The 26,495-nt window shown below is 33.6% G+C and carries 26 protein-coding genes and 2 pseudogenes; 23 read left to right on the top strand and 5 right to left on the bottom strand.

All coding sequences use genetic code 11. The features are described from left to right. Window positions 1-52 precede the first annotated feature (52 nt). Window positions 53-1,267: a L,D-transpeptidase family protein gene (locus ETI37_RS02385; protein ID WP_006586207.1), complete on the bottom strand. Its 1,215-nt coding sequence runs from the start codon at window positions 1,265-1,267 to the stop codon at window positions 53-55. 125 nt (window positions 1,268-1,392) lie between these two features. Between ETI37_RS02385 and ETI37_RS02390 the strand changes: the two genes are divergently transcribed. Then, complete coding sequence (locus ETI37_RS02390) at window positions 1,393-3,930, top strand: M1 family metallopeptidase (protein WP_143458384.1); 2,538 nt, start codon at window positions 1,393-1,395, stop codon at window positions 3,928-3,930. 35 nt (window positions 3,931-3,965) lie between these two features. Here the strand turns inward: ETI37_RS02390 and ETI37_RS02395 are convergent, their stop codons facing one another. Continuing rightward, window positions 3,966-4,628 carry a hypothetical protein gene (locus tag ETI37_RS02395; RefSeq protein ID WP_006586209.1) on the bottom strand — a complete coding sequence of 221 codons (663 nt, stop codon included), beginning with the start codon at window positions 4,626-4,628 and terminating at the stop codon, window positions 3,966-3,968. Window positions 4,629-4,730: 102 nt separating this feature from the next. On the opposite strand from ETI37_RS02395, the pseudogene yaaA reads away from it, so the two are divergent. Beyond that, a pseudogene (gene yaaA / locus ETI37_RS02400) lies at window positions 4,731-5,492 on the top strand (peroxide stress protein YaaA). On the opposite strand, the gene ETI37_RS02405 reads toward yaaA, so the two are convergent. Beyond that, the gene (locus ETI37_RS02405; protein ID WP_006586212.1) at window positions 5,479-6,231 is read right to left on the bottom strand and encodes an alpha/beta hydrolase; all 753 of its coding nucleotides are present in this window, start codon (window positions 6,229-6,231) and stop codon (window positions 5,479-5,481) included. The pseudogene yaaA and the gene ETI37_RS02405 sit on opposite strands and share 14 nt — an antisense overlap. A 74-nt stretch (window positions 6,232-6,305) precedes the next feature. Here ETI37_RS02405 and ETI37_RS02410 point away from each other — a divergent pair, with 74 nt between their 5' ends. From ETI37_RS02410 to ETI37_RS02425, 4 genes are all read left to right on the top strand, one after another. Next, window positions 6,306-6,905, top strand: coding sequence for a histidine phosphatase family protein (locus ETI37_RS02410; RefSeq protein ID WP_006586213.1), 600 nt, complete (start codon window positions 6,306-6,308; stop codon window positions 6,903-6,905). A 118-nt stretch (window positions 6,906-7,023) separates the two neighbouring features. Next, complete coding sequence (locus ETI37_RS02415) at window positions 7,024-7,548, top strand: TetR/AcrR family transcriptional regulator (RefSeq protein ID WP_006587580.1); 525 nt, start codon at window positions 7,024-7,026, stop codon at window positions 7,546-7,548. A 2-nt stretch (window positions 7,549-7,550) separates the two neighbouring features. Continuing rightward, window positions 7,551-8,609, top strand: a complete 1,059-nt coding sequence (locus ETI37_RS02420; RefSeq protein WP_006586215.1) for an ABC transporter permease — start codon at window positions 7,551-7,553, stop codon at window positions 8,607-8,609. Between the two features lie 3 nt (window positions 8,610-8,612). Then, the gene (locus tag ETI37_RS02425) at window positions 8,613-9,287 is read left to right on the top strand and encodes an ABC transporter ATP-binding protein (RefSeq protein ID WP_022091386.1); all 675 of its coding nucleotides are present in this window, start codon (window positions 8,613-8,615) and stop codon (window positions 9,285-9,287) included. A 39-nt stretch (window positions 9,288-9,326) separates the two neighbouring features. Here ETI37_RS02425 and ETI37_RS02430 read toward each other — a convergent pair whose 3' ends face one another. Continuing rightward, window positions 9,327-10,739, bottom strand: coding sequence for a C69 family dipeptidase (locus tag ETI37_RS02430; RefSeq protein WP_006586217.1), 1,413 nt, complete (start codon window positions 10,737-10,739; stop codon window positions 9,327-9,329). 60 nt (window positions 10,740-10,799) lie between these two features. Between ETI37_RS02430 and ETI37_RS02435 the strand changes: the two genes are divergently transcribed. The 7 genes from ETI37_RS02435 to ETI37_RS02465 all read left to right on the top strand — a co-directional run bounded on the left by ETI37_RS02435 (window position 10,800) and on the right by ETI37_RS02465 (window position 15,874). Next, the gene (locus ETI37_RS02435; protein ID WP_006586218.1) at window positions 10,800-11,030 is read left to right on the top strand and encodes a hypothetical protein; all 231 of its coding nucleotides are present in this window, start codon (window positions 10,800-10,802) and stop codon (window positions 11,028-11,030) included. Window positions 11,031-11,097: 67 nt separating this feature from the next. Beyond that, entirely contained in the window at window positions 11,098-11,700 is a 603-nt protein-coding gene (locus tag ETI37_RS02440) for a TetR/AcrR family transcriptional regulator (RefSeq protein WP_006587581.1), read from the top strand. Between the two features lie 98 nt (window positions 11,701-11,798). Then, entirely contained in the window at window positions 11,799-12,335 is a 537-nt protein-coding gene (locus ETI37_RS02445; RefSeq protein ID WP_006586220.1) for an NADPH-dependent FMN reductase, read from the top strand. 12 nt (window positions 12,336-12,347) lie between these two features. After that, entirely contained in the window at window positions 12,348-12,896 is a 549-nt protein-coding gene (locus tag ETI37_RS02450) for an NADPH-dependent FMN reductase (RefSeq protein WP_006586221.1), read from the top strand. A 115-nt stretch (window positions 12,897-13,011) separates the two neighbouring features. Beyond that, window positions 13,012-14,046, top strand: coding sequence for a MupG family TIM beta-alpha barrel fold protein (locus tag ETI37_RS02455; protein ID WP_006586222.1), 1,035 nt, complete (start codon window positions 13,012-13,014; stop codon window positions 14,044-14,046). Between the two features lie 100 nt (window positions 14,047-14,146). Then, window positions 14,147-14,929 (top strand): tyrosine-protein phosphatase, encoded by a 783-nt coding sequence (locus ETI37_RS02460; protein ID WP_006586223.1) that lies wholly within the window; start codon window positions 14,147-14,149, stop codon window positions 14,927-14,929. Between the two features lie 15 nt (window positions 14,930-14,944). Further along, the gene (locus ETI37_RS02465) at window positions 14,945-15,874 is read left to right on the top strand and encodes an FAD:protein FMN transferase (RefSeq protein ID WP_006586224.1); all 930 of its coding nucleotides are present in this window, start codon (window positions 14,945-14,947) and stop codon (window positions 15,872-15,874) included. Window positions 15,875-15,901: 27 nt separating this feature from the next. Here ETI37_RS02465 and ETI37_RS02470 read toward each other — a convergent pair whose 3' ends face one another. Then, window positions 15,902-16,432 carry a CvpA family protein gene (locus ETI37_RS02470; RefSeq protein WP_006586225.1) on the bottom strand — a complete coding sequence of 177 codons (531 nt, stop codon included), beginning with the start codon at window positions 16,430-16,432 and terminating at the stop codon, window positions 15,902-15,904. Between the two features lie 177 nt (window positions 16,433-16,609). On the opposite strand from ETI37_RS02470, the gene rsmG reads away from it, so the two are divergent. The 10 genes and pseudogenes from rsmG (at window position 16,610) to croR (ending at window position 26,495) form a co-directional block, all read left to right on the top strand. Further along, window positions 16,610-17,329: a 16S rRNA (guanine(527)-N(7))-methyltransferase RsmG gene (gene rsmG, locus ETI37_RS02475; protein WP_006586226.1), complete on the top strand. Its 720-nt coding sequence runs from the start codon at window positions 16,610-16,612 to the stop codon at window positions 17,327-17,329. A gap of 15 nt (window positions 17,330-17,344) precedes the next feature. Then, window positions 17,345-18,187 (top strand): nucleoid occlusion protein, encoded by an 843-nt coding sequence (noc, locus tag ETI37_RS02480; RefSeq protein ID WP_006586227.1) that lies wholly within the window; start codon window positions 17,345-17,347, stop codon window positions 18,185-18,187. A 12-nt stretch (window positions 18,188-18,199) separates the two neighbouring features. Further along, window positions 18,200-18,979 (top strand): ParA family protein, encoded by a 780-nt coding sequence (locus ETI37_RS02485; protein WP_006586228.1) that lies wholly within the window; start codon window positions 18,200-18,202, stop codon window positions 18,977-18,979. Further along, window positions 18,957-19,865, top strand: coding sequence for a ParB/RepB/Spo0J family partition protein (locus ETI37_RS02490; protein WP_006586229.1), 909 nt, complete (start codon window positions 18,957-18,959; stop codon window positions 19,863-19,865). The genes ETI37_RS02485 and ETI37_RS02490 overlap by 23 nt, the downstream gene beginning before the upstream one ends. Continuing rightward, entirely contained in the window at window positions 19,858-20,118 is a 261-nt protein-coding gene (locus ETI37_RS02495) for a DUF951 domain-containing protein (RefSeq protein WP_006586230.1), read from the top strand. Before ETI37_RS02490 ends, ETI37_RS02495 begins: the two co-directional genes overlap by 8 nt. Window positions 20,119-20,145: 27 nt before the next feature. After that, window positions 20,146-21,246: a redox-regulated ATPase YchF gene (gene ychF, locus ETI37_RS02500; RefSeq protein ID WP_006586231.1), complete on the top strand. Its 1,101-nt coding sequence runs from the start codon at window positions 20,146-20,148 to the stop codon at window positions 21,244-21,246. A 10-nt stretch (window positions 21,247-21,256) separates the two neighbouring features. Continuing rightward, window positions 21,257-22,021 (top strand): DUF1129 family protein, encoded by a 765-nt coding sequence (locus ETI37_RS02505; protein ID WP_006586232.1) that lies wholly within the window; start codon window positions 21,257-21,259, stop codon window positions 22,019-22,021. A gap of 112 nt (window positions 22,022-22,133) precedes the next feature. Further along, window positions 22,134-23,853: pseudogene (locus ETI37_RS02510) on the top strand (ABC transporter ATP-binding protein). Between the two features lie 10 nt (window positions 23,854-23,863). Further along, complete coding sequence (locus ETI37_RS02515; RefSeq protein ID WP_006586235.1) at window positions 23,864-25,705, top strand: ABC transporter ATP-binding protein; 1,842 nt, start codon at window positions 23,864-23,866, stop codon at window positions 25,703-25,705. A 103-nt stretch (window positions 25,706-25,808) separates the two neighbouring features. Continuing rightward, entirely contained in the window at window positions 25,809-26,495 is a 687-nt protein-coding gene (croR, locus tag ETI37_RS02520; protein WP_006586236.1) for a response regulator transcription factor CroR, read from the top strand.

The following is a 26,495-nucleotide window of genomic DNA, read 5'->3' on the forward strand; positions in this document are numbered from 1 at the left end:
AAAGAAGCCCTATAACTATATTGATAGAGCTTCTTTTTGGAGAATTGTTTACTTAATTGTCATAAACGATTACTGCTTCATGCATTTCAACAGCATCCCAAACCTTTTTTATTTCACTAGGTCGAATATTTACACAACCATGGGAGCCACCTTTTAGATAGGCAGTCTTTGACCAATCAGTTCGCCAGCTAGCATCGTGTAGTCCACAACCACTTAAAGTAAATGGCATCCAGTAACTTACTTTAGATGAATAACTTGAGCCATCATCATTAGTACCTGTTAAAGTACTTGGTGATTGTTTGTATTCAATGTACCAAACACCAGTTGGAGTAGCATCAGAAGATCCGGAACTAGTTTGAGCAGTTCCAGTTACTACATCATTCAAAGTCACAGCCACTACACCATTTTTAATAATCCATAATTTTTGTTCTTTGATAGAAACTACTACATAATTTTTACCTAAGCCATTATTAGTTGTTGTGTATCCAGTACCATAAGTACTATAGCCTTTACCATAAATGTAATTAGAACCATCTATGGTGGTATCTCCGTTGCTTAGAGCTTTTTCAATTGCAGGAATAGCTGTTTTAGTATTAATGCCCCATCCGTAAGATTTATTAGTTACAGTAATTGTCTTTCCATTAGGAGTTGTAAATGAATATGATTTATCTAAAGTTGAGACTTCTGAGTTGATTTGGGACAATTTGGCAGATAAAGCAGAAGTATCAGTAAAGTGGAATTGGCCACCATAGTATTCAACTGTCTTAAATAAGTTCTTTGCTTCAAGTGAGAAATCTTTTCCCCCAACTTTATAAGTTGTTTTGGCATTGTAAAATTCGGATAATTTCTTTTTTGCTTCTTTTAAGGTGTTATCAGCAAAATTCCATTTCTTATCTGATGGAAGAGAAGTATGCTGTTTATTGAAATATTTAGTAACAGTTTTTTTATCTGTTACTTGAATACCATCTAATTTCATGCTGGTAATTTTACCATCAGTCATTGTTGCAGCTGTTTTAGCGTTTTTGTTAATTTTAGTAACAGCCTGATTGATTGTTAATCCACCAACTTTAACGCCAAATATTTTTACATTTTTATTAAAATGTTTGCTTGTGTACTTTAGTGTAGCTTGTCGCTGCTCTTCGATATGATTGTGATAGATAAAACCACCAAACAAAGAAAGGATAACAATTGCAGAAAAAAGAGAAACGAGTATCTTATTTTTTTTAAACCAATTATCTGCAGTATTTTTTGAATGTTTTCCAGTCAAAATTTTTTCGCCACCTATTTAAATTTGAATATATTTTACCAAAAAAAGCATTCTATTGCTAAAATGTTGCACTTTTTTGGTATTATCTAATTAACAGCTTTTTATTAAGTTAAGGAGAAAAAATAATGGGAAAAATCAATCGTTTTTATGATACATTTCACCCTAATCATTATGATTTATTCATTAATGTAAATCGGGCCGATAAAAAAATAAATGGTACTTCAACTATTGCTGGTGAAGCATTATCTAAAGAAATATCTGTTCATCAAAAGTTTATGAGCATTAGTAAGGTAACTCAAGATGGCGAAGCAGTACCTTTTGAAGTAGATGAAAAAGCTGAAGCAATTAAAATTACATTAGCTAAAGCCGGCAATACTACTATCAGCATTGACTATAGTGCACCGCTTACTGATACAATGATGGGTATTTATCCATCGTATTACCAACTAAATGGCAAAAAAGAAGAAATTATTGGTACTCAATTTGAAACGACTTTTGCTAGACAAGCCTTTCCATGTATTGATGAACCAGAAGCAAAAGCTACTTTTAGTTTAGCTCTTAAATTTGACGAGCATGAAGGTGAAACCGCTCTTGCTAACATGCCAGAAATTAAATGTGAAGATGGCGTTCACTATTTTGAAAAGACTGTAAAGATGTCAACTTATCTAGTGGCCTTTGCCTTTGGTGATTTGCAATCTAAGATGACAGAAACTAAGAGTGGCGTTAAAGTTGGTGTGTTTGCAACTAAGGCACACAAGGCCAAAGAATTACACTTTGCCTTGGATATTGCTAAGCGTGCAATTGAATTTTATGAAGATTTCTACCAAACACCGTATCCATTACCACATTCATGGCAATTAGCGCTACCAGATTTTAGTGCTGGTGCAATGGAAAACTGGGGCTTGGTAACTTACCGTGAAGCTTACTTGTTGCTAGATCCAGACAACACTCCACTTGATATGAAGAAGCTAGTGGCAACTGTTATTACGCACGAACTTGCTCACCAATGGTTTGGTGACCTAGTAACCATGAAGTGGTGGGATAATTTATGGCTTAACGAAAGTTTTGCTAATATGATGGAATACTTATCACTTGATCACTTGGAACCTAACTGGAATGTTGGGGAAATGTTCCAATCTTCTGAAGCTCCAGCAGCTTTGACAAGAGATGCAACTGATGGTGTTCAATCGGTTTATGTTGAAGTTAAAGATCCAGCAGAGATTGATACTTTATTCGATGGTGCCATTGTTTATGCTAAAGGTTCTAGAATGCTAGTAATGGTACGAGCACTTTTAGGCGATAAGGCTTTACAAAAAGGACTTAAGTACTACTTTGACCATCACAAATTTGGTAATACTACTGGGGATGACTTATGGAATGCCTTGTCAACTGCAACTGATTTGAATATTGCAGAAATTATGCACTCATGGCTCAATCAACCAGGTTATCCTGTAGTGAATGCTTTTGTTGAAGATGGCCACTTGAAGTTAGCGCAAAAGCAATTCTTTGTTGGTGAAGGTGAAGATAAGGGCAGAACTTGGCAAATTCCATTAAATGCCAACTTTGAAGCACCAGCTATTATGACTGAAAAAGAATTAGACTTGGGTGATTACAAGACTTTACGTGAAAAAGCGGGTCATGCATTAAGAATTAATGTTGGCAATACTACTCACTGTGTTGTTAAGTACGATGAAACTTTAATGAATGATATTCTAGCAGAAGTAGAAGATTTAGATTCAATTAGTAAGTTACAACTTCTTCAAGATTTACGCTTACTTAGTGAAGGTCGCGAAAGTTCATATGCTGAAGTTGTTCCTTTACTTGATAAACTTAAAGATTCTAAGTCAAACCTTGTAAATAATGCAATTTACACTACAGCTAGAAAGTTACGTCAGTTTGTAACTCCAGATTCAGATGCTGAAAACTACTTGAAGCAGTTCTACAACCGCTTAAGTGAAGAACAAGTTAAGAGATTGGGTTGGGATGTAAAACCTGATGAAAGTGATGAAGATAAGTTAACTCGTCCATACGTTTTAAGCGCAAGTCTTTATGGAGGAAATATTGATTCAGTTCGTGCAGCACACAAGCTTTACCAAGATCATGAAGATGACTTAGAAAGTTTAAATGCGGATGTTCGTCCATATGTTTTAATTAACGAAGTAAAGAATTGTGGCTCAAGTGCATTAACTGATAAGTTAATTAATCTTTACCAAACTACTAGTGATGCAAGCTTTAAGAGTGATTTAACTGCTGCAATTACTTCATCTAAGAGTGAAAGTGAACTTGAAAAAGTGGTTTCTTACTTTAAGAATGCTGATATTGTTAAGCCACAAGATTTACGTGGTTGGTTTGCAAGTGTCTTAAATAATAAGCTAGGTGAACAACTTGCCTGGGATTGGATTAGAAATGAATGGGCATGGCTGGATAAGACTGTTGGTGGTGACATGGAATTCACTACGTTCATTACAGTAATTGCGAGAAACTTTAAGACAGCTAAGCGCCTTGAGGAATTTAAGGCATTCTTTGAACCTAAACTTGATCAACCAATGTTAACTCGTGAAATTAAGATGGATACTAAGGTTATTGAAACTCGTGTTGAATTAGTTGAAGCTGAAAAAGTTAAGGTTAATCAAGCAGTTAAAAATTTATTTATAGAAGAATAAAAGAGAGGCGCTAGATGCGCCTCTCTTTTTTATGTTTAAAATTGTGTTTCTTTAATATCATCTTCAGGACGGTGCTTCATAATTCTTAAAACACGCCACTTGTAGTCAATACCATCCGGATAAGGTGATAATTCTACTGTTACTTCCTTATTTTGAAAACTAAAGGGTAGTTCAACTCTTTCATCAATCCATTCAGCTCGCATTGGCTTATGATCGAATCCTTCAACTTTAATAGTTTTAGGTAATGGAGACTTAATAAAAACATATACTTGATATTTTGCATGACGATTTTCGCAAATAAAAGAATTAGAGTCTGCTGTTTTTAAAGTGCTTTTACCACTTTCATTATAGGCGTGACCAAACCAGTGCATCCAATCATTAAGTAAAGTTAGTGCTGCTTTTTGTTCATCAAGTAAATCACCTATTTCGTCCAATTCTACATTAAAAACTGCATGTTGTTCATTACGTTTAAAATTGATTAACTCATCAATTGCATTAGCACTAGTTAAGTCAATGCCATGTGCATTAACCAATTCAATAGTATAGTCTTTGCAAGCTTCCTTATATGGAGCTAAATCATTAGCTCCCTCAACACTAATAGCACGAGCGCCGATATTTCTTGCTAAACGGACTATTTTTTGTGCATTAGCATTGGCATTTACTTTGAAATTTAAAATAATTCCATAATCTGGATTCACTTTTTAAGCCCTCCCTTAGGTATTCATTTATATTTTACCGTATAATTGCAGTAAGGAGAAATTTTAGCATTCTCCACATATTAAAAAAGGAAAGATAGTCATATGAAAACTATTATTTCACCAGCTAAAAAGATGGTAGTTAATCAAGAAAGTTTTTTAGCAAAGACTAAGCCGGATTTTCTTGAACAGGCTAAAATTTTAGCTGATTTTTTAAAGAGGCAAGAAGCAGATAGATTAAAGCAAATCTGGGAAGCAAGCGACAAGATAGTGCAAGAGGGAATATCTCAGTTAAAAACCATGGATTTAGAGAATGCAAGAACTCCAGCAATTGTTTCATATGGAGGAATTCAGTATCAATACATGGCTCCAGACTTGTTTACTGAACCTGCCTTAATTTATATATAAAAAAATTTACGAATTCTTTCTGGTTTATATGGTGTCTTACGTCCTTTTGATGCAGTTAGCCCATATCGGTTAGAATTAAAAAATAAGCTGATAGGTTTTAAGGATTATAGCTTGTATCATTTTTGGGATAGTTTAATTCATGATAAATTATTCGAAGATGATGATACAGTTGTTAATTTAGCTTCTAAAGAATACGCTAGAGCAGTAATACCATATTTACATGAAGGAGAAAAATTTATAACAGTTGATTTTTTAGAAAAAAGAAAAGATCAATGGAAAATGATTGGGACACATGCAAAAATGAGTCGAGGAGAAATGGTGCGATGGATTGGTGAAAACCAAATAAAAACGCCTGAAGAACTTCAAGCGTTTAGTGATTTTGGATATAAATTTGATGAATTAACTTCAAGCGCTGATAAATATATTTTTAAAACGCAGTATGATTTTAAAAGACACTAAAATCAGGTTTTAAAAAGTCCGCCGTTAAATCACTGGCAATGTTTTGATATGTGTCACTAAAGCGATGATCGGCACCATTTATAAAATGCAATTCGCTATTTTGGTAAATAGCTTGGTATTTTTCAACATATTTAGCAGGGACTACTTGGTCATTGGTACCATGAATTAAACTAACTGGACCACAATAATTTTGAGCTATTTCATAAATTGGAAGATTTTGAGCAACACGTAAGTAGAAACCACCTAAGTTTTTGTTTCTAAAAGGAACAGAATCTGGAATCTTTTTTGGATTATAAGATACTCCTTGAGTATTGCCTTTTAGGGCATCATCTTTTAAACAGGCTGCTGGAGCTAGTAAAACCACCTTTTTTATTAAATCAGGATAAAGGCCAGCAAGCATAGATGCAACTACTCCCCCTTGAGAGAGACCAACTAAGTAAATATGGTTAACATGAGGGTCAGATTTTACATAAGATAATATTGCGTTGGCATCTTCAATTTCGTTCCAGACTGTCATATTTTCGAAAGCACCATCACTATCACCATGCCCATTAAAATCGAATCTAATACTGGCAACATTTTCATCGCGCAATTTGTTTGCGATTTCTTTAATTAATGCCGTATTTCGATTGGCTGTAAAACCGTGCATAATAATGGCTAAATCGTATTTTTCACCAAAGGGATCTTCCCGTTCACAGACTAAATTTAAGCCATCGCGTTGGATTGTGAAAATTGACATTATAGTCCCTCCTTCTCTTATAACTTTATTTTAGCGCTTTTAGTTCGAATAGTAACAACTAGAAAGGAAATAATATGAAATTAACATTTATTAGACATGGACAAACAGACTTAAATAAGGATAATCGTATTCAAGGTGGAGAAATTGACCAGCCATTAAACGAAACGGGAATTAAGCAAGCGACAGTTGCAGCTAGTCATTTTAATCCAGAAAAATATGATTTAGTCTTCTCAAGTCCTTTGCAAAGAGCCAAAAAAACAGCAGAAATCTTTGTTAAGGGGAAAAAGGAAATTAATTTTGATGAGCGAATTAAAGAAATGGATTTTGGCGAATGGGATACATTAAAAGTTGACGACTTAATTAAAAAATATCCTAAGGGCTTCAATCAAGCAAGATATGTAACTAATGGATATTTAAGATATGCTCCAAGTGGTGAAAGTTTTGAGGATGTCGCAAGACGTGGAAGTGAATTTATTGATGAATTGATTTCTAAATATCCAGATAAAAATATTTTAGTTGTATGCCATGGAACGTTAATTAAAACCTTAGTAGCCCACTATTTTTCTAATGGAAATTTAGAAGTTTTTGAGCAAGTTGATAATTGTGCAATTAGTGAATTCGAGATGACTGAAAAGTTAGCTAAAGTTATTCGCTATAACCAAATTTTATATTAGTAGAAAGAGCGAGATGCTCTTTTTTTATGTTAAAATATTGACATGGTGTCACAATAGGTTAAAATATTATTTGCAAGTGACATTATGTCACTTGATAGAGAGAGTAAAAGATAAAGATATGGTAAAGTCGACTTTTCAAAATTTGAATCAAGAAAAAAAGAAGCGAGTGACTGATGCGCTGATAACTGAATTTAGTTCTTATTCATTGGCTGATGCCCAGGTGGCTAGAATTGTTAAAAGTAGTGGAATAGCACGGGGGGCTTTTTACAAGTATTTTGATGATTTAACTGATGCATATGAATATGTTTACCAATTAGCGATGAAAGATATTCATGCTGGCTTAAAACCAAGTAAAGCGTTTGATGTGGAACTTTTGTATAAAACAACTGCTGATTTTGTGGGAAAGTCAGAAAAAAGTCCATATTTAGCTTTGATAAAACTTCATTTAAGTAAAAATGAAGCAATGCTGACTCATGATTTTAAACAAAAAGCAGTCAGATTAAAAGATCTTGATGTTAAAACTTGGTCAGCAATGGTGTTGAGTCATGAAACTATTAAGCTCGTTTTATTTGATCCTGATCATAAGAATATTTATCTTGAACGTTTTAAACACAGTTTAAAGTTGTTAAATGAGGAAGGTTAAGTATGTATTTAGCTTTTAAAGAAATAAAAAAAGAAAAACTCAGATATGGTCTGATAGTTTTTATGATTTTTTTAATCAGCTATTTGATATTTATTTTAAGTGGTTTGGCTTTTGGACTAGCTTCAGAAAATACACAAGCTATTTATGCTTGGCAAACTAAAAAAGTTATTTTAAATCAAAATAGTAATGTTAGTTTAAGTCAATCATTGATAACCAAGCAGGATGTACCTAAAAAATTGTCAACTAATGAAGCGCTTGTCGGACAGACTCCATTAGTCATAAAAAATAAAAAGAAATCTACAGTATCAGCTCAATTTATTGGGATAAAAGCTAATCAATATATCTATAAGAATTTAGCAATTACAGCTGGTCGAAAAGCTAAAAATAGTAATGAAGTTGTAGTTAGTCAAACACTAAAAAATAAGGGCTATAAGTTAGGAGATAAGTTAACACTTAATGGTTCAACTGACCAATACAAAATTGTAGGCTTTGCTAAAGATGCAATGATTAATATTGCTCCAATTATTTATGGAAATCTAGCAACTTGGCGCAAATTACGTAGTGTAAATAATGAAGTTGTTGCTAGTGGGATAATTTCTAAAAGTAGCAATTTTAAAGTTAATAGTAAAAACCTTAAAGTATATGAATTGAAAACTTTTCTAAATAAGTTGCCTGGTTATAGTGCTCAAAATTTGACTTTCGGTCTAATGATTGGCTTTTTATTTATAATTTCTTTAATTATTGTTGCAGTATTTTTGTATATCTTAACCATGCAAAAATTACCTAATTTTGCAGTGATGAGAGCACAAGGTATTCCAAGCAAGACTTTGATAGGTTTTACTGTTAGTCAATCATTCATCTTGGTTTTATTCGCTAGTTTGCTTGCGCTAATTTTGATGGAGTTAACTGTATTTGCTTTACCAGCAGCAGTGCCAATGAAGTTTTCGCCATCAATTGCTATCGCAGGTTTACTAGGGATGCTAATTATGGGGATTATTGGTAGTTTAATTCCAGTACGGAGCATTTTAAAAGTTGATCCAACAATGGCAATTGGGGGTTAAATGATGAGTACAATTGAATTAAAAAATATCAAGAAAATTTATGGGTCAGGTAATGCGCAAACAATTGCTTTAAAAGGGGTTGATTTTGAAGCAGAAAAAGGCGAAGTAGTACTATTAGAAGGGCCAAGTGGTGCAGGTAAGTCTACTCTTTTAACTATTATGGGAAGTTTGCAAAAAGCAAGTAGTGGGACAATTTTATTTAATGGAGAAAATATTACTAAGTTCAGTGATAAGCAAAGAGATAATTTACGGTTAAATAAAATTGGTTTTGTTTTGCAAGCTTATAACTTGGTACCTTTTTTAAAGGTTAAAGAACAATTTGAATTAGTTGATCGAGTAAAAAAAGCAGGAAACTTATCATCTGATGAGCTAACAGATTTAGTTAAATTGTTAGGAATTGATCAGCTACTTAACAAATACCCTAATGAACTCTCAGGTGGGCAAATGCAAAGGGTGGCGATTGCTAGAGCTTTATATGCCAATCCACAAGTGGTTTTGGCTGATGAACCGACAGCTTCGCTTGATAGTGACAGAGTTAAAGAAGTAGGAGCTTTATTCCAGAAGTTAGCTAAAGAGCAAGGAAAAGCAGTCATTTTAGTTACACATGATCAACGTTTGGAAGCTTATAGTGATCATACTTATGATATGTTAGATGGAAAGTTAACCAAAAGAAAATAAAACAGGTCCGGTTTTCCGGACCTGTTTTGATTTGAACTATTATAAATTGGGATCCATAGTAAAACTAAGAGGTGAGCTTGCTGTTTGCTTAGTAACTAATTGAGCAATTAAAGTTTGATAATTTTTAATTGCTAAATTTGCCATCTTTTCATTTGCTTCGTCGACTAATTCAATTTCTTTTTCACGGTCACTAATGGTAAGTAACTTTTGATCATATTCATGACGAATTTGCATCAATTCTTTACTGGTATTGTCTTGGGTTGTTGATAAATCTTTACCATATTTACCCCAATCGCGGTCTGCTAATACGCTAGCTAGTTTAAATACCCAATATGCAGAATCACTTGAATATGTTTCAGTTCCTTTATCCCACATAGCAGGAGTTTTAGTGCCTTGTGGATAGAAAGGTACATAAACTCCTTGAGAAGTAATCCCCATGCAGAGCCATTGTGTCATGCTTTCACCATTGAGTTCAAGAAGGTGACTTTCTTGAGTAGTGGCTACACTGATAGGTCTAAAAGTAGCATTTGAGCTATTTTTCTTATTCGTTAAATCAAATGGTGTGTTTTGATAGTGATCTTTTAGTACCCGTTGAGCATCTTGAATAGTAATTGGACGATCAGGTTTTTCTAAAAATGGCAAATAAAAGTCTTGTGGTTCTTTCTTTTTCGAAGGAGTCAATAACTTTTGTCCAGCCCATACACGTGGAGTATTGTAATGTAAGTCTGAATCATCTTGTGTTCCAAAAATTTCTCTAAAGTTAAATGGTTTATCTTTAGGCCAAAGTTTATTTTGATAAACAAAGTTTGGTAAATCAGGTGAGAAAATAAAGTTTAAATGATCAGTGAAATCCACTTCTTGAATGGCAAGTTGATTAGATACTACAGCGTAAGAATCATCAGGAATACGTTGCGCTACATAATGATGACCTGAACCAATTTCTAAGTACCAGGCTTCGTCCGGGTCTGCAAATAAAATACCATCAGCTTCTGCGGCTCCATGTTCAGTAACGATTTTACCTAGTCTTTCAACACCTTCGCGGGCTGTTTTGACATAAGGCAAAACGCAAGTAACCATGGCTTCTTCTAAAATTCCTTTTTCTGTGTCAAAAGGATCTACAGCTAGTACACGTCCGTTTGCATAAGCAGATTCAGTAGCACTCATTGCTACATGGTATTCATTAATACCATCTTCTTCAAATACACCGTATTTGTCGGTCCATTCAGGTGTACTTGAGTATGCATAACTTCTATCTGGTAAATCCATTTCAAACTTATTATCATTTGAAGAAAAATGATTATGAGCGCAAATTGTTGCTGGATTAAATTTTAAATGTTTTGGCCAAGCAGTTTTGCAATCTTCGTTACGACCGATAATAACACTACCACTAATTGAAGCTTTTTTTCCAATCAAAATGGAAGTACAAGCTGAACGTCCATGTTTTGTAATCATATTAGTCACACTTTCATTGAATGTTATATTATAATCTATTATAAGTTTTAATTAGTATTTATGAAAAGAGAGGACTTCAAAATGGAAGATAAAAGAATAACTTTAACTACAGATTATGCAAATAGTAGTATTAACATAGACTTCTCTGATAACTTAACTGATGAAGGAGAACGTGGCTACATTTTGTCGGCTTCTTTTTTATCATACGCAATCAGTGAAGGCTTATCTAAAGAGGAGATTGTTGAAATGATTTCTAATGGATATGACCAATTTACTAGCGAAAATAACTAAATAGCAATATAATTTTTAATGTAATGTAGTTTTTTCTACATAAACGTTATTTAATTGGGGTTATTCTATGGCTAGAAAAAAAGAAATTCGCCGCCAACAAATTTTAGATGTGGCGTATAATCTGGCATTAAGTGAAGGAATAGAGAGCTTAACTGCAAGAAACATTGCTCAAGCCGGTGACTTTTCAACCCAGCCCATTTATCTTGAATTTAAAAATATGGAGGATTTACGAACTCAGATTTTAGAAATCATCTCTGTAAACTTAAAGACTAAGATTTTGCAAAAGAGTTATACTGGTGGAGCTTTAATTGATTTAGATCTTTCATATATTAACTTTGCGAAAGAACATATTGATTTGTTTAGAGCTATGTTTGTTGATGGAAAGCTAGGTAGTGCCATTATTGCTGATACTTTGTTAAATTTAGGAATCGAAAAGTTTAATGAAGAATATAGTGAATATGATTTAAGCGAAAAGAAAATTAAACAAGTGGTAATGGCTAACTGGATTTCTGCAACTGGAATTGCGGCATTAATTATTAACCAAGTTGCTACATTCAGTGAAGAACAGATTATTAACGTCTTAAAAGCACAAATTTTGGATGCTATTAATAACGAAAACTTATCTGAAGTTGAAAATAATCGTATGTTTTCAACTAATGATAGAGATTAATAGGGAACGTTAATATTAACGTTCCCTTATTTTTATTGTTTATATTATCGAATTAACACTATAATAATAATATAGATTTCTGGAAAGGTGGTTTTTTTATGAAAATCCTTGCTATTGTTGGTAGTAATGCAGAAAATTCATATAATCGTAAGTTGTTACTCGTCATAAAGAAACGATTTACTAAGCATGATATTGAACTTGCTGAAATTAAAGGTTTGCCTTTATATAAAGAAGGCCAAGATACACCTCAAGTTGTTAGTGACCTAGCGGAAAAAATTGAAACCGCTGATTTGGTTTTAATTGGTTCGCCAGAACAACAACACTCTGTTACGAGTGCTTTAAAGAGTGCACTTGAATGGTTATCATCAAATCTTCATCCATTTAAAGGAAAGCCTGTATTTATTGTGGGAACATCTCCACTTGCTCAAGGTTCTGGTCGTTCACAGACTCGGTTGAAGAATATTTTAGCTGCGCCAGGTTTTTCATGCCCTGTATTTAATGGGGATGAATTTATGCTTGGCCTTGCTTCACAGGCTTTTGATGAAGATGGTTCAATTAAAGATGAACGAACACTTGAATTTCTAGATCATTTCTTTGGCGAAGTTGAAGAATGGTATGAACAAATTACGAAATAGGAGGCAATTTTGATGAAATTACTAGCTGTAGTAGGGACAAATGCTGACTTTTCATTTAACCGCTTTTTAGCTAAATATATTGCAAAAAGATATGGAGACAAGGCAGAAATTGAAGTTGCTGAAATTAATACTCTTCCACTTTTTAATCGCGAAAGTTCAGGAAATAAAAATGTTGCTGAATGGCGTGAAAAAATAAAAACAGCTGATGGAATTATTTTGACAACGCCGGAATATGATCATGCTATTCCAGCTGCTTTAAAGAGTGCACTGGAGTGGCTAGGTTCACATGCTGGGGCTGATTTAATGCATATGAAGCCAGCAATGGTTGTTGGTACTTCTTATGGTATGATGGGAGCAGCTCGTGCACAAGAAGAAGCAAGAGAAATCTTATTAGCTCCTGATATGAGTGCAAATGTTTTGCCAGGAAATGAAGTGTTAATTGGTAGAGCAGCGGATAATTTTGATAAGGCAACTGGTGATTTAACAAATCAAACTTATATTGATCAGCTTGATACTGTGATGGATAATTTTATTAAGTTTGTTGCCCAAAATCAAAAATAAGATACTTTATGAAAAGAGACAACAAGTTATTTTCATAGCTTGTAGGTCTTTTTTTTATTACAATAAAGGACTAGACTAAAACTATTAAAAAGTATTATCTAATTTGGAGCGAAAAATGCTGGGGTTTTCAATAAATTTGGGTGAGCCGTTAACTGCTCAAACTCATAACTATATTTTAAAAATGCGAAATGTTGGTTTTAAAGGAATATTTACTTCTTTACAGGCACCTGAGCAAGATAGTGAGCAGGTCTTGAAGGGATTAACTGAATTAAAAAAATGGTGCCACGATTTGGGGTTAGAGCTAGTGGGTGATATTTCTAAAACTGGGATGCAAAAACTGGGTTTAGAAACAGATATTACTAGTTTAAAAAGCTTGGGACTAACTGGCGTTAGAATTGACGCAGGTTTTGATAATGAAGAAATCGCTAAAATATCCAAGGAATTAAGAGTAGCATTAAATGCTAGTACAATTAGTGAAGAAGATGTTATTTGTCTACGTGAAAATCAAGCGAATTTTGATCATTTAGAAGCTTGGCACAATTACTATCCACGGCCTAATACTGGTCTGGATCAAGGATGGATGATTGAACGCAATAAATGGTTAAAAAATTATGGCTTTAAAGTGGTGGCATTTGCGCCTGGGGATGGGATTAAGAGAGCTCCAATTTTTGAAAGCTTACCAACTTTAGAAGAGCATCGTAATGTAAGTAGCTTTTTTGCTAGCTTAGATTTATTTGATATGGGTTTAGATCATGTTTATATTGGAGATTGCGATTTAAGTGAAGAGAGCTTTGAGCAATTTTCAGAATACTTAGATAAGAAAGCAATTTTACTTCATTTAACTAGAAAAAATAGTATATTAGTTAAACATTCTTGGCATCAACGGGCGGATTTATCAAGAGATGTTGTTAGACTAGAAGAAGGAAGAATTAGACAATTATTTTCACAAGTTGAATTGAAATCTGGAAAGCGTCCTAAAGGTACAATTACTAGTGATAATGAACGCTATTTGCGTTATGAAGGAGAACTAGAGATTACTAAAAAAGACTTACCAGAAGATGAGCGTGTGGGAATTGTTGACAAAGTAGCTGATTTTGATTTGCCATTACTAGATATAATTAATTCAAATCAAATGATTATTTTTAAGTAAGCTACATTTTGTTAAAACTAAATATTTTATAATAAGCTAAATCAAGTGTAGAATTACCGGGTAGATAACTATCCGGTTTTACTTTCGAAGGAGAATATTCGTGCAGGCAAAAGTTTTACCACTAAAAACCATTCGTAATCCTCGTGACTTAGGAGGATATTTAACCCAAGACGGTCATAAAGTAAAAATGCAAAGATTACTTAGAACCGGGAGAATTTGTAACTTATCTAGGCATGATCAACAATATCTAATTAATTATGGATTAAGAAAAGTGATAGATTTACGTTCAGAAAAAGAACGCAAACAAGATCCAGATACACTTATTTCCGGAACTAAGCATTTTAATATTTCGATTTCACCAGAAGATAATACTGAAGCTGGTACTAGTTTTGAAGACTTATTTAAAAAGTTTGATGCTAATCCAACAGCTGCTTTTGAGCATATGAGGGAAAATTATCGCTTGATGATTACACGTCCTCATAGCCAACGGGCTTTTCACCGTGTTTTAGAAGAAATGGCTAATACCCCTGAGGGTGCAATTATTTTTCATTGTTCTGAAGGAAAGGATCGGACGGGCTTAACAACCTTTTTCATTTTATATATTTTAGGTGTTGATTTAGAAACTATTAGACAAGACTATCTTTTCTCAAATTATATGCTTAATGATTATCGAGCAAGACGTGACTTAGAAGCAAAAGAAAAAGGAAGTAGCTTGGCATTTAGAGCCAATCTACGTTCGTTAGGTTCAGTAGCTGATGAATATTTAGATAATGCTATTATTACAATGTGTGAAGAGTATGGTGGCATTGATTCATATATCAAAAAGCAGTTAGCAGTTAGTGATGAATTAATTGACTTGCTTAGAAAGTTATATTTAGAATAATTGAGGTAATTTATCATGATTGAAGATCTTGCAACTCATCAAGTTGTTAAAAATCATCATGCATTGGGAACATCGATAACTTTACAGTTATTTGGAACAGATCAAACTTGGCTTTTAGATCAAAGTATTAAATTAATTGACTATTATGAAGATCTTTTTACTGTAAATCGTGATAAAAGTGAAGTTATGGATATTAACCATGCTGCCGGGCTACATCCAGTTCAAGTATCAAGTGCAACCTATGGCTTAGTAAAGCTAGCTGTAGAAAAAAGCTTGGAAAATTTTGGCTTTAATGCCTTAATCGGTCCCGTTGTAAAGTTATGGCATATTGGTTTTAAAGGGGCACGTGTTCCAAGCCAATCTGAAATTGATGAAAAAATGAAGTTAATTAATCCAAAAAAAGTAGTATTAGATGATGAACAACAAACTGTTTTTTTGGAAGAAAAAGGAATGGAACTTGATTTAGGAGGTATTGCCAAGGGTTGGATAGCCGATCGGATTAGAGATCAATGGCGCAGTTTTGGCGTGCGAGCAGGTATTATTAATTTAGGTGGTAATGTCTTATTCGTTGGCTCTAGTCCTAAACGTTTGAGCGGTAAGTGGTCTTTGGGAGTTCAAGATCCAATTGAAAAAAGAGGGAAAAACATTACTAGTGTAATGGTTCCTGAATGCTCAGCTGTTACTAGTGGGATTTATGAACGTTATTTAGAAGTGAATGGCCATAAGTACCATCATTTAATTGATCCTAGAACAGGTTACCCAGTAGAAACTAACTTAGCTGGTGTAACTACATTTACTAAAAATAGTGTTGATGCAGAAATTGAATGCAAAAGACTATTTTTTGCTGGAAAACCAGTTGATGGATGGTTAAATGATAATCGGATTGGTGCGGTTTTCGTTTATCAAAATGAAGAAGTAACTTATGAAGGTTTTGATGGTAAATAAAAAGAAGTAGCATTGCTACTTCTTTTTTTATCCAGCTGTTTTTCCAATACTAAATAAACTGTTGAAAACACCATTAGATAGACCTGGAGTTTGATAAATAATAAAGTGAAGGAATGGGGAATCAACAGTTTGTTGAATAAACCATTGATTTTGGAGGGCATTGCACATGGAAAGGATAACATAAACAAATAAATAAGCTGCAATTAGCGATGCTAAAGCACCTAAGGTACCATCAAGCAATGAGCTAAAGCTTTTCTCGCTTTTTTTAGTAGGTAGCCATTTGCTAAACATTTTCTTTATGTGTTTACTTACGTAAAAGATAATGAAAAAGGCAATAAAGCGTGCAGCCATTAATTCCATTTGATTTGAAGCTACTGCTGCATTTTGGCCACTGTATTGGCTGTAAAGAAAATTACCAAATGGATTTTGTAAAATAATAGCTAATGAGAAAAAGACTGCTGACAAAATTAAATTAACGATTTTGCGGGTAAAACCAATTTGAAATCCTTTGTATGTTTGCCAGCCTAAATAAAGTAAAACTAATATAGTAACAATCATTTTAAATCTCCTTTTAAGGCTCTATTATAGATTAAAATTTTTAAAAATGATATTGTTTCATGCTTTGACGATTAGCAAAATTTAATTCATAATTGGATGAGTAACAAAAAATATTTTTTTGCTAAAAGTATGATTTAGCAGTAAATTGATTAGTGTGAAACAAATTATGGAGGGTAAATGAAGCCTGAACTTTTCATTAAGCAATTAGCTGAAAAAGGCTTTGCTTTAAGTCAAAAACAGATTGATCAATTTTCTAAGTATTATCAAAAACTGATTGAAGTTAATGAATATGTTAACTTAACCAGAATTACAGACTTAGAGGAAGTCTATTTAAAACATTTTTATGATAGTTTAACCCCTTTTTTAGAATATCCAGAACTTTTTAAAAAGGCGCGTATTTGTGATGTAGGAGCTGGAGCGGGATTTCCATCTATTCCTATTAAAATTTTAGTCCCTGAAATGCAATTGGCAATTGTTGATTCACTTAATAAACGATTGAAATTTTTAGCCGATTTAACAGCTGATTTAGATTTGGGACAAGTAGAATTAGTTCATGGTCGTGCAGAAGATATTGGTCAAAATGTAAAATATCGTGAAAAATTTGACTTAGTAACGGCAAGAGCGGTTGCAAATATGGCTACTTTGAGTGAATATTGCTTACCTTTAGTTAAAGAAGGAGGTAAATTTTTAGCTCTTAAAGGGCCAAAGGCAGAATCCGAGTTAGCTGATGCCCAAAAAGCAATAACAGTTTTGGGTGGGCAAGTAGCTGCAACTAAGAATTTGCGCCTGCCTGAATCAGATGAAGAACGGACTTTAATTTTATTAAATAAAGTGAAACAAACTCCGAAAAAATATCCTCGGCAAGCGGGTACACCAAGCCGCAAGCCACTTCATTAATGGAGGAACTGAACAGTGGCATTCTTTTTTTCTAAAAAAAACGAAATTCCAAAAGAAAAACAAATTCAAGATTTAGAATTAAGTAAAATTATTCCTAATCGCTATCAACCAAGACATGAATTTTCTGAAGCCTCAATTGAACAACTCGCTCAAACTTTGGAGCAAGAAGGTTTACTTCAACCAATTGTTGTAAGAGAAAAAGGCGAAAACTATGAGATTATTGCTGGTGAACGGCGCTTTCGTGCAGCTAAAAGTCTTAACTGGACGACTATCCCAGCAATTGTCCAAAATATGGATGATCAAAAAGCTGCTAGCTTAGCTTTAATTGAAAACTTACAACGTGAAAATCTTAATCCAATTGATGAAGCTCGAGCTTATGAAGACTTAATGAAATTAAATGAGTTAACGCAAACTGCTTTAGCAAAAGATATGGGGAAATCACAATCTTACATCGCTAATAAGTTACGTTTACTTAAGCTGGAACCAGAAGTACAGTCATATCTTGTATCTGGTGCTATTACAGCTCGTCATGGTCGGGCAATGTTAGGATTAACACCAGTTGAACAGTCACATGTTTTGCATGAAATATTGCAAAAGAAATTAAGTGTTAAAGAAACCGAAGCAATTTGTGAAGATGTAGATGGCTATTTTGCTAAAAAAGCTGAAGAAGTTAAAAAAGCAACCCAAAAAGAGCCTGAGAAAAAAAGAGTTGTAAAAACAGCTAAGGATTTAAAAGTTCAGATTAATACTATTAAGCAAGCTGTTAAGTTAGCAAAAGATTCTGGTATAGAAGTAAAATCCCATGAAGAAAAAATAGATGATGGGTATAAAATAACAATTGAATTACACAGAAAGTAGGGTATGTAATTGATGGTTGATATTATTTCAATTGCAAACCAAAAAGGTGGAGTTGGTAAAACAACTACAACGATTAATTTGGCTGCAAGTATTGCAAATAGAGGATATCATGTCTTAATAATTGATATTGATCCACAGGGAAATGCAACAAGTGGATTAGGAATAGAAAAGTCTACTATTCATCAAGATATTTATAATGTATTAGTTGATGAAATTCCAATAACCGATACTATTCATCATACAAGTACTCCAAATTTAGATATTGCTCCAGCAACAATTAATTTATCTGGTGCTGAAACTGAATTAATTAGTATGATGGCCAGAGAAACTCGTTTGAAATCTGCCCTTGATCAGGTGGCAAATGATTATGATTTTGCATTTATTGATTGTCCACCTTCACTTGGCCAGCTTTCAATTAATGCCTTTACTGCTAGTGATTCAATTTTAATTCCAGTACAAAGTGAATATTACGCAATGGAAGGATTAAGCCAACTTCTTAATACTATCCGCTTAGTTCAAAAACACTTTAATAAGGATTTAGATGTTGAAGGTGTACTTTTAACAATGCTTGATGCTCGGACTAATTTAGGAGCAGAAGTAGTTAAAGAAGTACAATCATACTTCAGTAAAAAAGTTTATAAAACTATTATTCCACGGATTACTAAATTGGCTGAAGCTCCAAGTTATGGTGAACCGATTACTGAATATGATCCTAAGTCGCGTGGCGCAAAGTTGTATGATGATCTAGCAAGAGAGGTGCTAAAAGCTCATGGCAAGAGACTCAAGAAATAATGAACCACGAAAAAAAGGTGGCCTTGGGCGAGGAATTGAAGCCTTATTTGAAGACACACCAACTCAAGTAGTGCAAAGTGTGGATGGAACAGAAGAAGTTGAAGAACTAAATTTAGAAGATATTCGTCCCAATCCATATCAGCCAAGAAAGAATTTTGATGATAAAAGCCTAAAAGAGTTATCTGATTCAATTAAGGAAAATGGTGTTTTTCAACCAATTATCGTTCGCAAAAGTTTAGATGGATATGAAATTATCGCTGGCGAAAGAAGATTTAGAGCTTCAAAATTAGCTAAAAAGCCAACGATTCCTGCCATTGTTCGAGACTTTGATGAAGCTCAAATGATGGAAGTTGCGGTGCTTGAAAATCTTCAACGTGAAGACTTGTCTCCATTAGAAGAAGCTCAAGCATATGAAATGCTTCAAAAGAATTTAGGATTAACGCAAGAAGAGGTTTCTAAAAGAATGGGAAAATCACGCCCATATATAGCTAATTATTTGCGTTTGTTGACTTTGCCTAAAAAAGCTAAGAAACTTTTGCAACATGGTGAATTATCAATGGGGCAAGCTAGAACTTTATTGGGTTTAAAAGATAAAGATAAGATTGATGATTTAGCTAAAAAGGTTGTTAAAGAGGGAATTCCTGTCAGAAAATTAGAAGCCTTAGTTAGTGCAATGAATGAAAAGGCTAATAAGACTTCAAAAAATGATAAGATAAGAAAGTCTGCCTTTATTCGTGCGAGCGAAAGTAGATTGTCTACTAAGTTTGGTAGCCCAGTTTCAATTTCTGAAAGTAAAAAAGGAAAAGGCCATTTATCAATTGATTTCAGTTCAACTGATGATTTGAATAGAATTTTGACAATGTTAGGAATTGATTTAGATGACTGATACAAAATTAACATATCAATTAGCTGATACCGTACTTTTGAAAAAGCCACATGCCTGTCAGGTTAATAATTGGGAAGTTTTACGTTTAGGTGCAGATATTCGTATTAAATGTATGGGATGCGGTCATATTTTGATGATGCCACGAGCAGATTTTAATAAGAGAATTAAGAAAATTTTGACCAAAGCTAATGATCCAGTTAATAAAAAATTGGAACATTACCTTCCTAAAGAAAATATTGCTTTACCTAAATAATTTTTATTAAGAAAGAGAGAATAAAGAATGTCATTAACTGCCGGAATCGTAGGATTACCAAATGTTGGTAAGTCCACTTTATTTAATGCAATTACCAAAGCTGGTGCCGAAATGGCCAATTATCCATTTGCTACAATTGAACCTAATGTGGGAATGGTTGAAGTTCCAGATCCACGCTTAGCGAGAATTGATGAATTAATTCCTGCTAAAAAGATTGTACATACTACTTTTGAATTTACTGATATTGCAGGCTTGGTTAAGGGGGCTTCTAAAGGAGAAGGTCTTGGTAATAAATTCTTAGAAAATATTCGCCAAACTGATGCTATTATTCATGTTGTTCGCTCTTTTGATGATGACAACATTACTTCTGTAACTGGTAAAGTTGATCCAGAAGAAGATATTAATACAATTAACTTGGAACTTGCTATTGCAGATTTAGATGCAGTTAATCGGCGAATTGGAAAAGTTGAAAAACTAGTTAAAGGCAATGATAAAGATGCTAAGGCTGAACTTGCCGTTCTTCAAAAGATTAAGCCAGTTCTTGAAGAAGGAAAAGCTGTAAGAAGCATTGATTTCAAGGACGATGAAAAGAAGATTGTTAAGGGGCTATTTTTGCTTACTTCAAAGCCAGTTATCTACGTGGCTAACATTGCAGAAGATTCAATGGCAGATCCTGAAAGTGATAAGTACTTCCAAATTGTTAAAAAACATGCGGAAAGTGAAAATGCAGGAGCAATTGCTATTAGTGCAGCGACTGAAGAAGAAATTGCTGGTTTAGATGATGATGAAAAGCAAGAATTTTTGGAAGCAGAAGGTGTTACTGAATCTGGTCTTGACCGTTTAATTAAGGCTGCATATCATTTGCTTGGATTGAGAACTTTCTTTACAGCTGGTGGTCCTGAAACACGTGCGTGGACTTTCCATGAAGGCATGAAAGCACCACAAGTTGCTGGTGTAATTCACTCTGACTTTGAACGTGGATTCATTCGTGCTGAAGTTGTGTCATTTGATGATTTAGACAAGTATGAAAGTATGCAAAAAGTAAAAGAAGCAGGTCGCTTACGTCTTGAAGGAAAAGATTATGTTGTTCAAGATGGAGACATTATTGAATTTAGATTTAATGTCTAAGGGGAAATAAATGAATACAAGAGAGAAAAACTTAGCTAATATACAAAAACAAGAAGAAGTTCAAGCTAAGGAAGAAAAACAAATGAATAGTGAAATGCAAAATCCAACTAGTTTGCGTAAGCAATTAACTAACAAAAATGGTGATTATGTATTTCGCTTAGAAAAAGCTTTAATCGATGCTGGAAAAAGCTCAGCGGAAGCTGAAAAAATGGTAAATGATTTGTTAAATGAAATTGTAACTGCTCAAGAGCAGGGCATTCCAGCAAGCAGTTTGTACAAAAAATCACCAATTTTAAAAGCGGAAGAAATTTTGCATCCTGTTATTAAACCTAAAAAGCCTAAGTATTGGATGAGAGCAGTTGATTCAAGTTTGCTATATTTTGTAGTATTTACTGCAATGATAGCTATTATGGCCTTAACAGCTGGAACTAAAAATCAGTACAACTCTCAATACGGTTTGCTAACATTAATTGCAATTGCGGCCATTTTAGGAACCTTGATGACTTACTATACAGATATTTTGGTGGCAGGTGGAAAAGGTAAGGCAAAATTTGGGAAAATAGCTTTATTGACAGTTGCAATGGTTGCTGTTTTATTCATAGTGATTACTATTTTCTCAAGCAAAGCATTCCAAATAATTAATCCAGTTTTACCTGCTTGGGGTAACTTGATTTTAGTAGCACTTGTTTATGGAGCAAGATATTTATTTAGAAAGCGTTATCACATTACTGGTTCAGTGTTGAACCCAGTACCACAAGTCAAATCACGTGACTAATTTGTTAGAAAAGCCTAAAATAGTTTAGATGCAAAAAAGACGGTTTAACGTCTTTTTTTCTTTTATACAGGCAATTTTGTGTATGGTATATAGGAAAAGAGGGGTTGTTTTTATGATAAAGACTTTGTTGAAGTCAGTTCGACAATATAAAACTCAATCGCTACTCTCACCTTTATGTGTGGCAATTGAAGTTTTTATTGAAATGTTCATTCCTTATATTATGGGATGGTTGATTGATAATGGAATTATGAAAGCAAACATGCCTTATATTGTTAAGACAGGAAGCTTTTTATTAATTATGGCGTTCTTTTCTCTGATTATGGGGGCTTTGGCGAGTTATTTCTCTTCAAAAGCAGCAGCGGGTTTGGCTGCAAATTTGCGTCAGGATATGTTTTTTCATACCCAAGACTTTTCATTTGAAAATATTGATAAATTTTCTAGCTCTAGTTTAGTAACTCGTTTAACTACAGATATTAATAATGTGCAACTAGCTTATCAGATGGTCATAAGAATTGCTGTAAGAGCACCTTTAATGTTGGTAGTTTCTGTGATTATGGCGTTTGCTGTTAATTCAGAGTTAGCTGTATTATTTGTGATTTTAGCTCCATTTATGGCTATTTTACTAGCGTTAATTATTAAAAGTGCCTTTCCTTATTTCCCTAAAATTTTCAAAGGATATGATCGCTTAAATCGAACAGTTCGTGAAAATGTTCGTGGAGTTCGTGAAGTAAAGACTTATGTTCACGAAAAAGAACAAATTGAAGAATTTCAAAAATCTTCTAATTATATCTATAAGTTATTTACTGCGGCTCAAAAAATCATGGCATTAAATGCTCCAGTAATGATGCTTTTGTTAAATGGTTCTATGCTGTTACTTTCTTGGTTTGGAGCTAATTTGATTGTTAATAAATCCATGCAAACTGGTCAACTGGTTTCAATGTTTTCATATTCTAATTCAGTTTTGTTCAGTTTAATGATGCTCTCAATGATTTTTACCCAATTAACTATCTCACAAGCTAGTGCTAAAAGAATTGTTGAGGTAATTGATGAGGTACCTACTATTTCTAAACCCCAGCAACATCCAGTTACTGAATTTACAAATGGAGATATATTATTTGACCATGTCAATTTTAAATACGAAAAAGACTCTGATGTGTATGCTTTAAAAGATATTAACTTGCACATTCATTCTGGAGAAACTATTGGAATTATTGGTGAAACTGGTTCAGGGAAGTCAACTTTAGTAGCTATGATTCCACGACTTTACGATTCAACAGGTGGAGCAGTAAGAGTAGCAGGACATAATGTACGGTCATATGATTTAAAAACTTTACGTGATAACGTAGCAATGGTGTTACAAAAGAATGTGCTATTTTCTGGGACTATTAAAGATAACCTTAAATGGGGTTGCTAGTGATGAAGAAGTTATTGCTGCAAGTAAAGTGGCTCATGCAGATGATTTTATTAAAGAATTTTCAGATGGCTACGATACTATGATTGAACAAGGTGGTAATAATGTTTCTGGAGGTCAAAAACAAAGAATTACTATTGCTCGAGCTTTACTTAAAAAGCCAAAAGTTTTAATCTTAGATGATTCAACATCTGCAGTTGATACTAAAACTGAAAAGGAAATCCGATTAGCACTTCGGAGAGATTTGCCAAAGACTACTAAAATTATTATTTCTCAAAGAATTGTTTCGATTAAAGATGCCGATCGAATTATTGTTATGAACCATGGAAAAATTGAAGATATTGGAACACACGACGAATTAATTAAGAGAAATGAATTGTATAGTTCTATTAATAAATTCCAAGAAGAACAAGGAAAGTAGGTGTAAGTAGATGGAGAAACAACAACAACCCGTCAAAAAAAGGAAAGCCCTTAAGCGCCTACTCATGTATGTTTTGAAAACAGGCCCTGCCGCTTTTCCGCTATCATTACTTGGTATTGTAATTAGTGCTTTTTCAACTGTTTATGGTTCGCTCTTTATTGAACGCTTGATTGATGACTATATAACACCAATGCTCAAGGAAAGCACACCAAATTTCACTCCACTTTTTAGAGCAATTATCATGTTAGGGGTAATCTATTTAATTGGGGTAGTAGCTACTTACGCTTACACTTTACTCATGATGATTTTGGCTCAAAAAGTTCAAAAAAGCATTCGGGATGATATGTTTAAGCATATGCAATACTTGCCAATTTCTTATTTTGATCAAAATGAATATGGCGATATTATGTCGCGATATACTAATGATATCGACACCCTAATGCAGATGATATCGCAATCAATCCCGCAATTTGTAAATTCTACTTTAAGTATTATTTTTGTTCTTGGTTCAATGCTTATTTTAAGCTGGCAATTAACTATCGTAGCATTAGTGATTTTTGCATTAGCTGTTGGAATAGTAAAATACTTAACTAATAAATCTGGAAATTATTTCAAAATTCAGCAGAAGAAGTTAGGAGAACTAAATGGCTACAATGAAGAAATGCTTTCAGGATTGAAAGTAATCAAAGTATTTAGTCATGAAGAATTTGCTAAGAAAGATTTTGAAAAATACAATGAAGAATTACGAATAGCTTCAGGAAATGCGAATGTATATGCAACAGTTCTGTTTCCAATTATGGGGAATATTGGTAATATATCATATGTTTTGATTGCTTTAATTGGTGGAGTGAGCGCAATTAATGGGTATTTGCCACTTACTTTAGGAGCGATAGCTTCATTTTTACAATTATCGCGTTCATTTAGTATGCCAATTGCTCAAATTTCACAACAGTTAAACTCAATTGTAATGGCCTTAGCTGGAGCAGATCGAATTTTTAACTTACTTGATCAAGAAAAAGAAATTGACCAAGGGCAAGTCACTATTGCACCTGATCGCGAAGTAAAAGGTGCTTGGGATTGGCAAGTGCCTAGTGAAAATGCAGTAAAAGAAGTTCCAGTAAAGGGACATATTAGCTTTAAGAATGTAAATTTTGGTTATGTTCCAGATAAACAGATTCTTTATAATATAAATTTAGAAGCGAAGCCTGGCATGAAAGTAGCTCTTGTTGGTGAAACCGGTGCAGGAAAAACTACAATTTCAAGTATGATTAATCGTTTTTATGAAATTAGTTCTGGGCAAATTTTATATGATGGAATAGATATTAAAAATATTAGGAAAGATGATTTGCGTCAGTCTGTGGCAATTGTTTTGCAAGATACGCATATGTTTACAGGAACGATTATGGACAATATTCGTTTTGGTAATCCTGATGCTAGTGATGATGATGTGTATCAAGCAGCACGATTAGCTCATGCAGATGAATTTATTCATGAATTAGATGATGGTTATAATACTGTAATTGATGGAGATGGTGGCGATCTTTCTCAAGGACAAATGCAATTGTTATCAATAGCTCGAGCTATGATTGCAGATCGCCCAGTAATGATTTTAGATGAAGCTACATCAAGTATTGATACTCGAACTGAACGAATGGTCCAACAAGGGATGGACAATTTGCTAGCTGGCAGAACAAGTTTTGTCATTGCCCATAGATTATCGACGATTGTCAATTCAGATATTATTTGTGTATTAGACCATGGCCATATAATTGAAGCTGGTAATCATCAAGAGTTGCTAGCAAAGAAGGGTTACTACTATGAACTCTACACTGGCAAAAAAGAAATAGAATAATCTTAAGAATATGAAAAGAGCATGCTTTATTGCATGCTCTTTTTTATATATTCGATACAATATAAATTGAGATTATTAGAAAGTAAAAAGAGGATTCCAAGTTATGAAAATTATAGTCGTTGATGATGACAAAGAAATTGTTGAATTACTTAGTATTTACCTCAAAAATGAAGGCTATGAACCAATTGCTGCATATAGCGGAAAAGAAGCTCTAACCAAAATAGCAACGACGCCTGATATTGGATTGATGATTTTGGATATTATGATGCCGCAAATGACTGGAATTGATGTGATTAAAGAACTTAGAAAAGATTCAGATATTCCTATCATTGTTGTTTCAGCTAAAACTGGTGATATGGATAAAATTCAAGGCTTAATTACTGGAGCTGATGATTACGTTGTTAAGCCATTCAATCCATTAGAAGTTATGGCGAGAGTTCGTTCATTACTTCGTCGTAGTCAAAAGAAAGTGACAAGTGATAAACCAGATATTTTAGAAATTGGTCCTTTAGTAATTAATAAAGATTCACATGAAGTAAAAACAATTGCTGGCAATGTTATTCAATTAACAGCTCTAGAATTTGGTATTTTATATTTACTTGCAAGTCATCCAAATCGTGTATTTAGTGCTGATGAGATTTTTGAAAGGGTATGGCAACAAGAATCTGTTGTTTCAGCTAAAACAGTTATGGTTCACGTTTCTCACTTGCGTGATAAAATCCAAAAGGCTACTGATGGAGAAGAAGTTATTCAAACTGTTTGGGGAGTAGGTTACAAGGTAGAGGCTTAA

It is taken from the genome of Lactobacillus mulieris (assembly GCF_007095465.1).
GTDB classification, from domain to species: Bacteria; Bacillota; Bacilli; order Lactobacillales; family Lactobacillaceae; genus Lactobacillus; species Lactobacillus mulieris.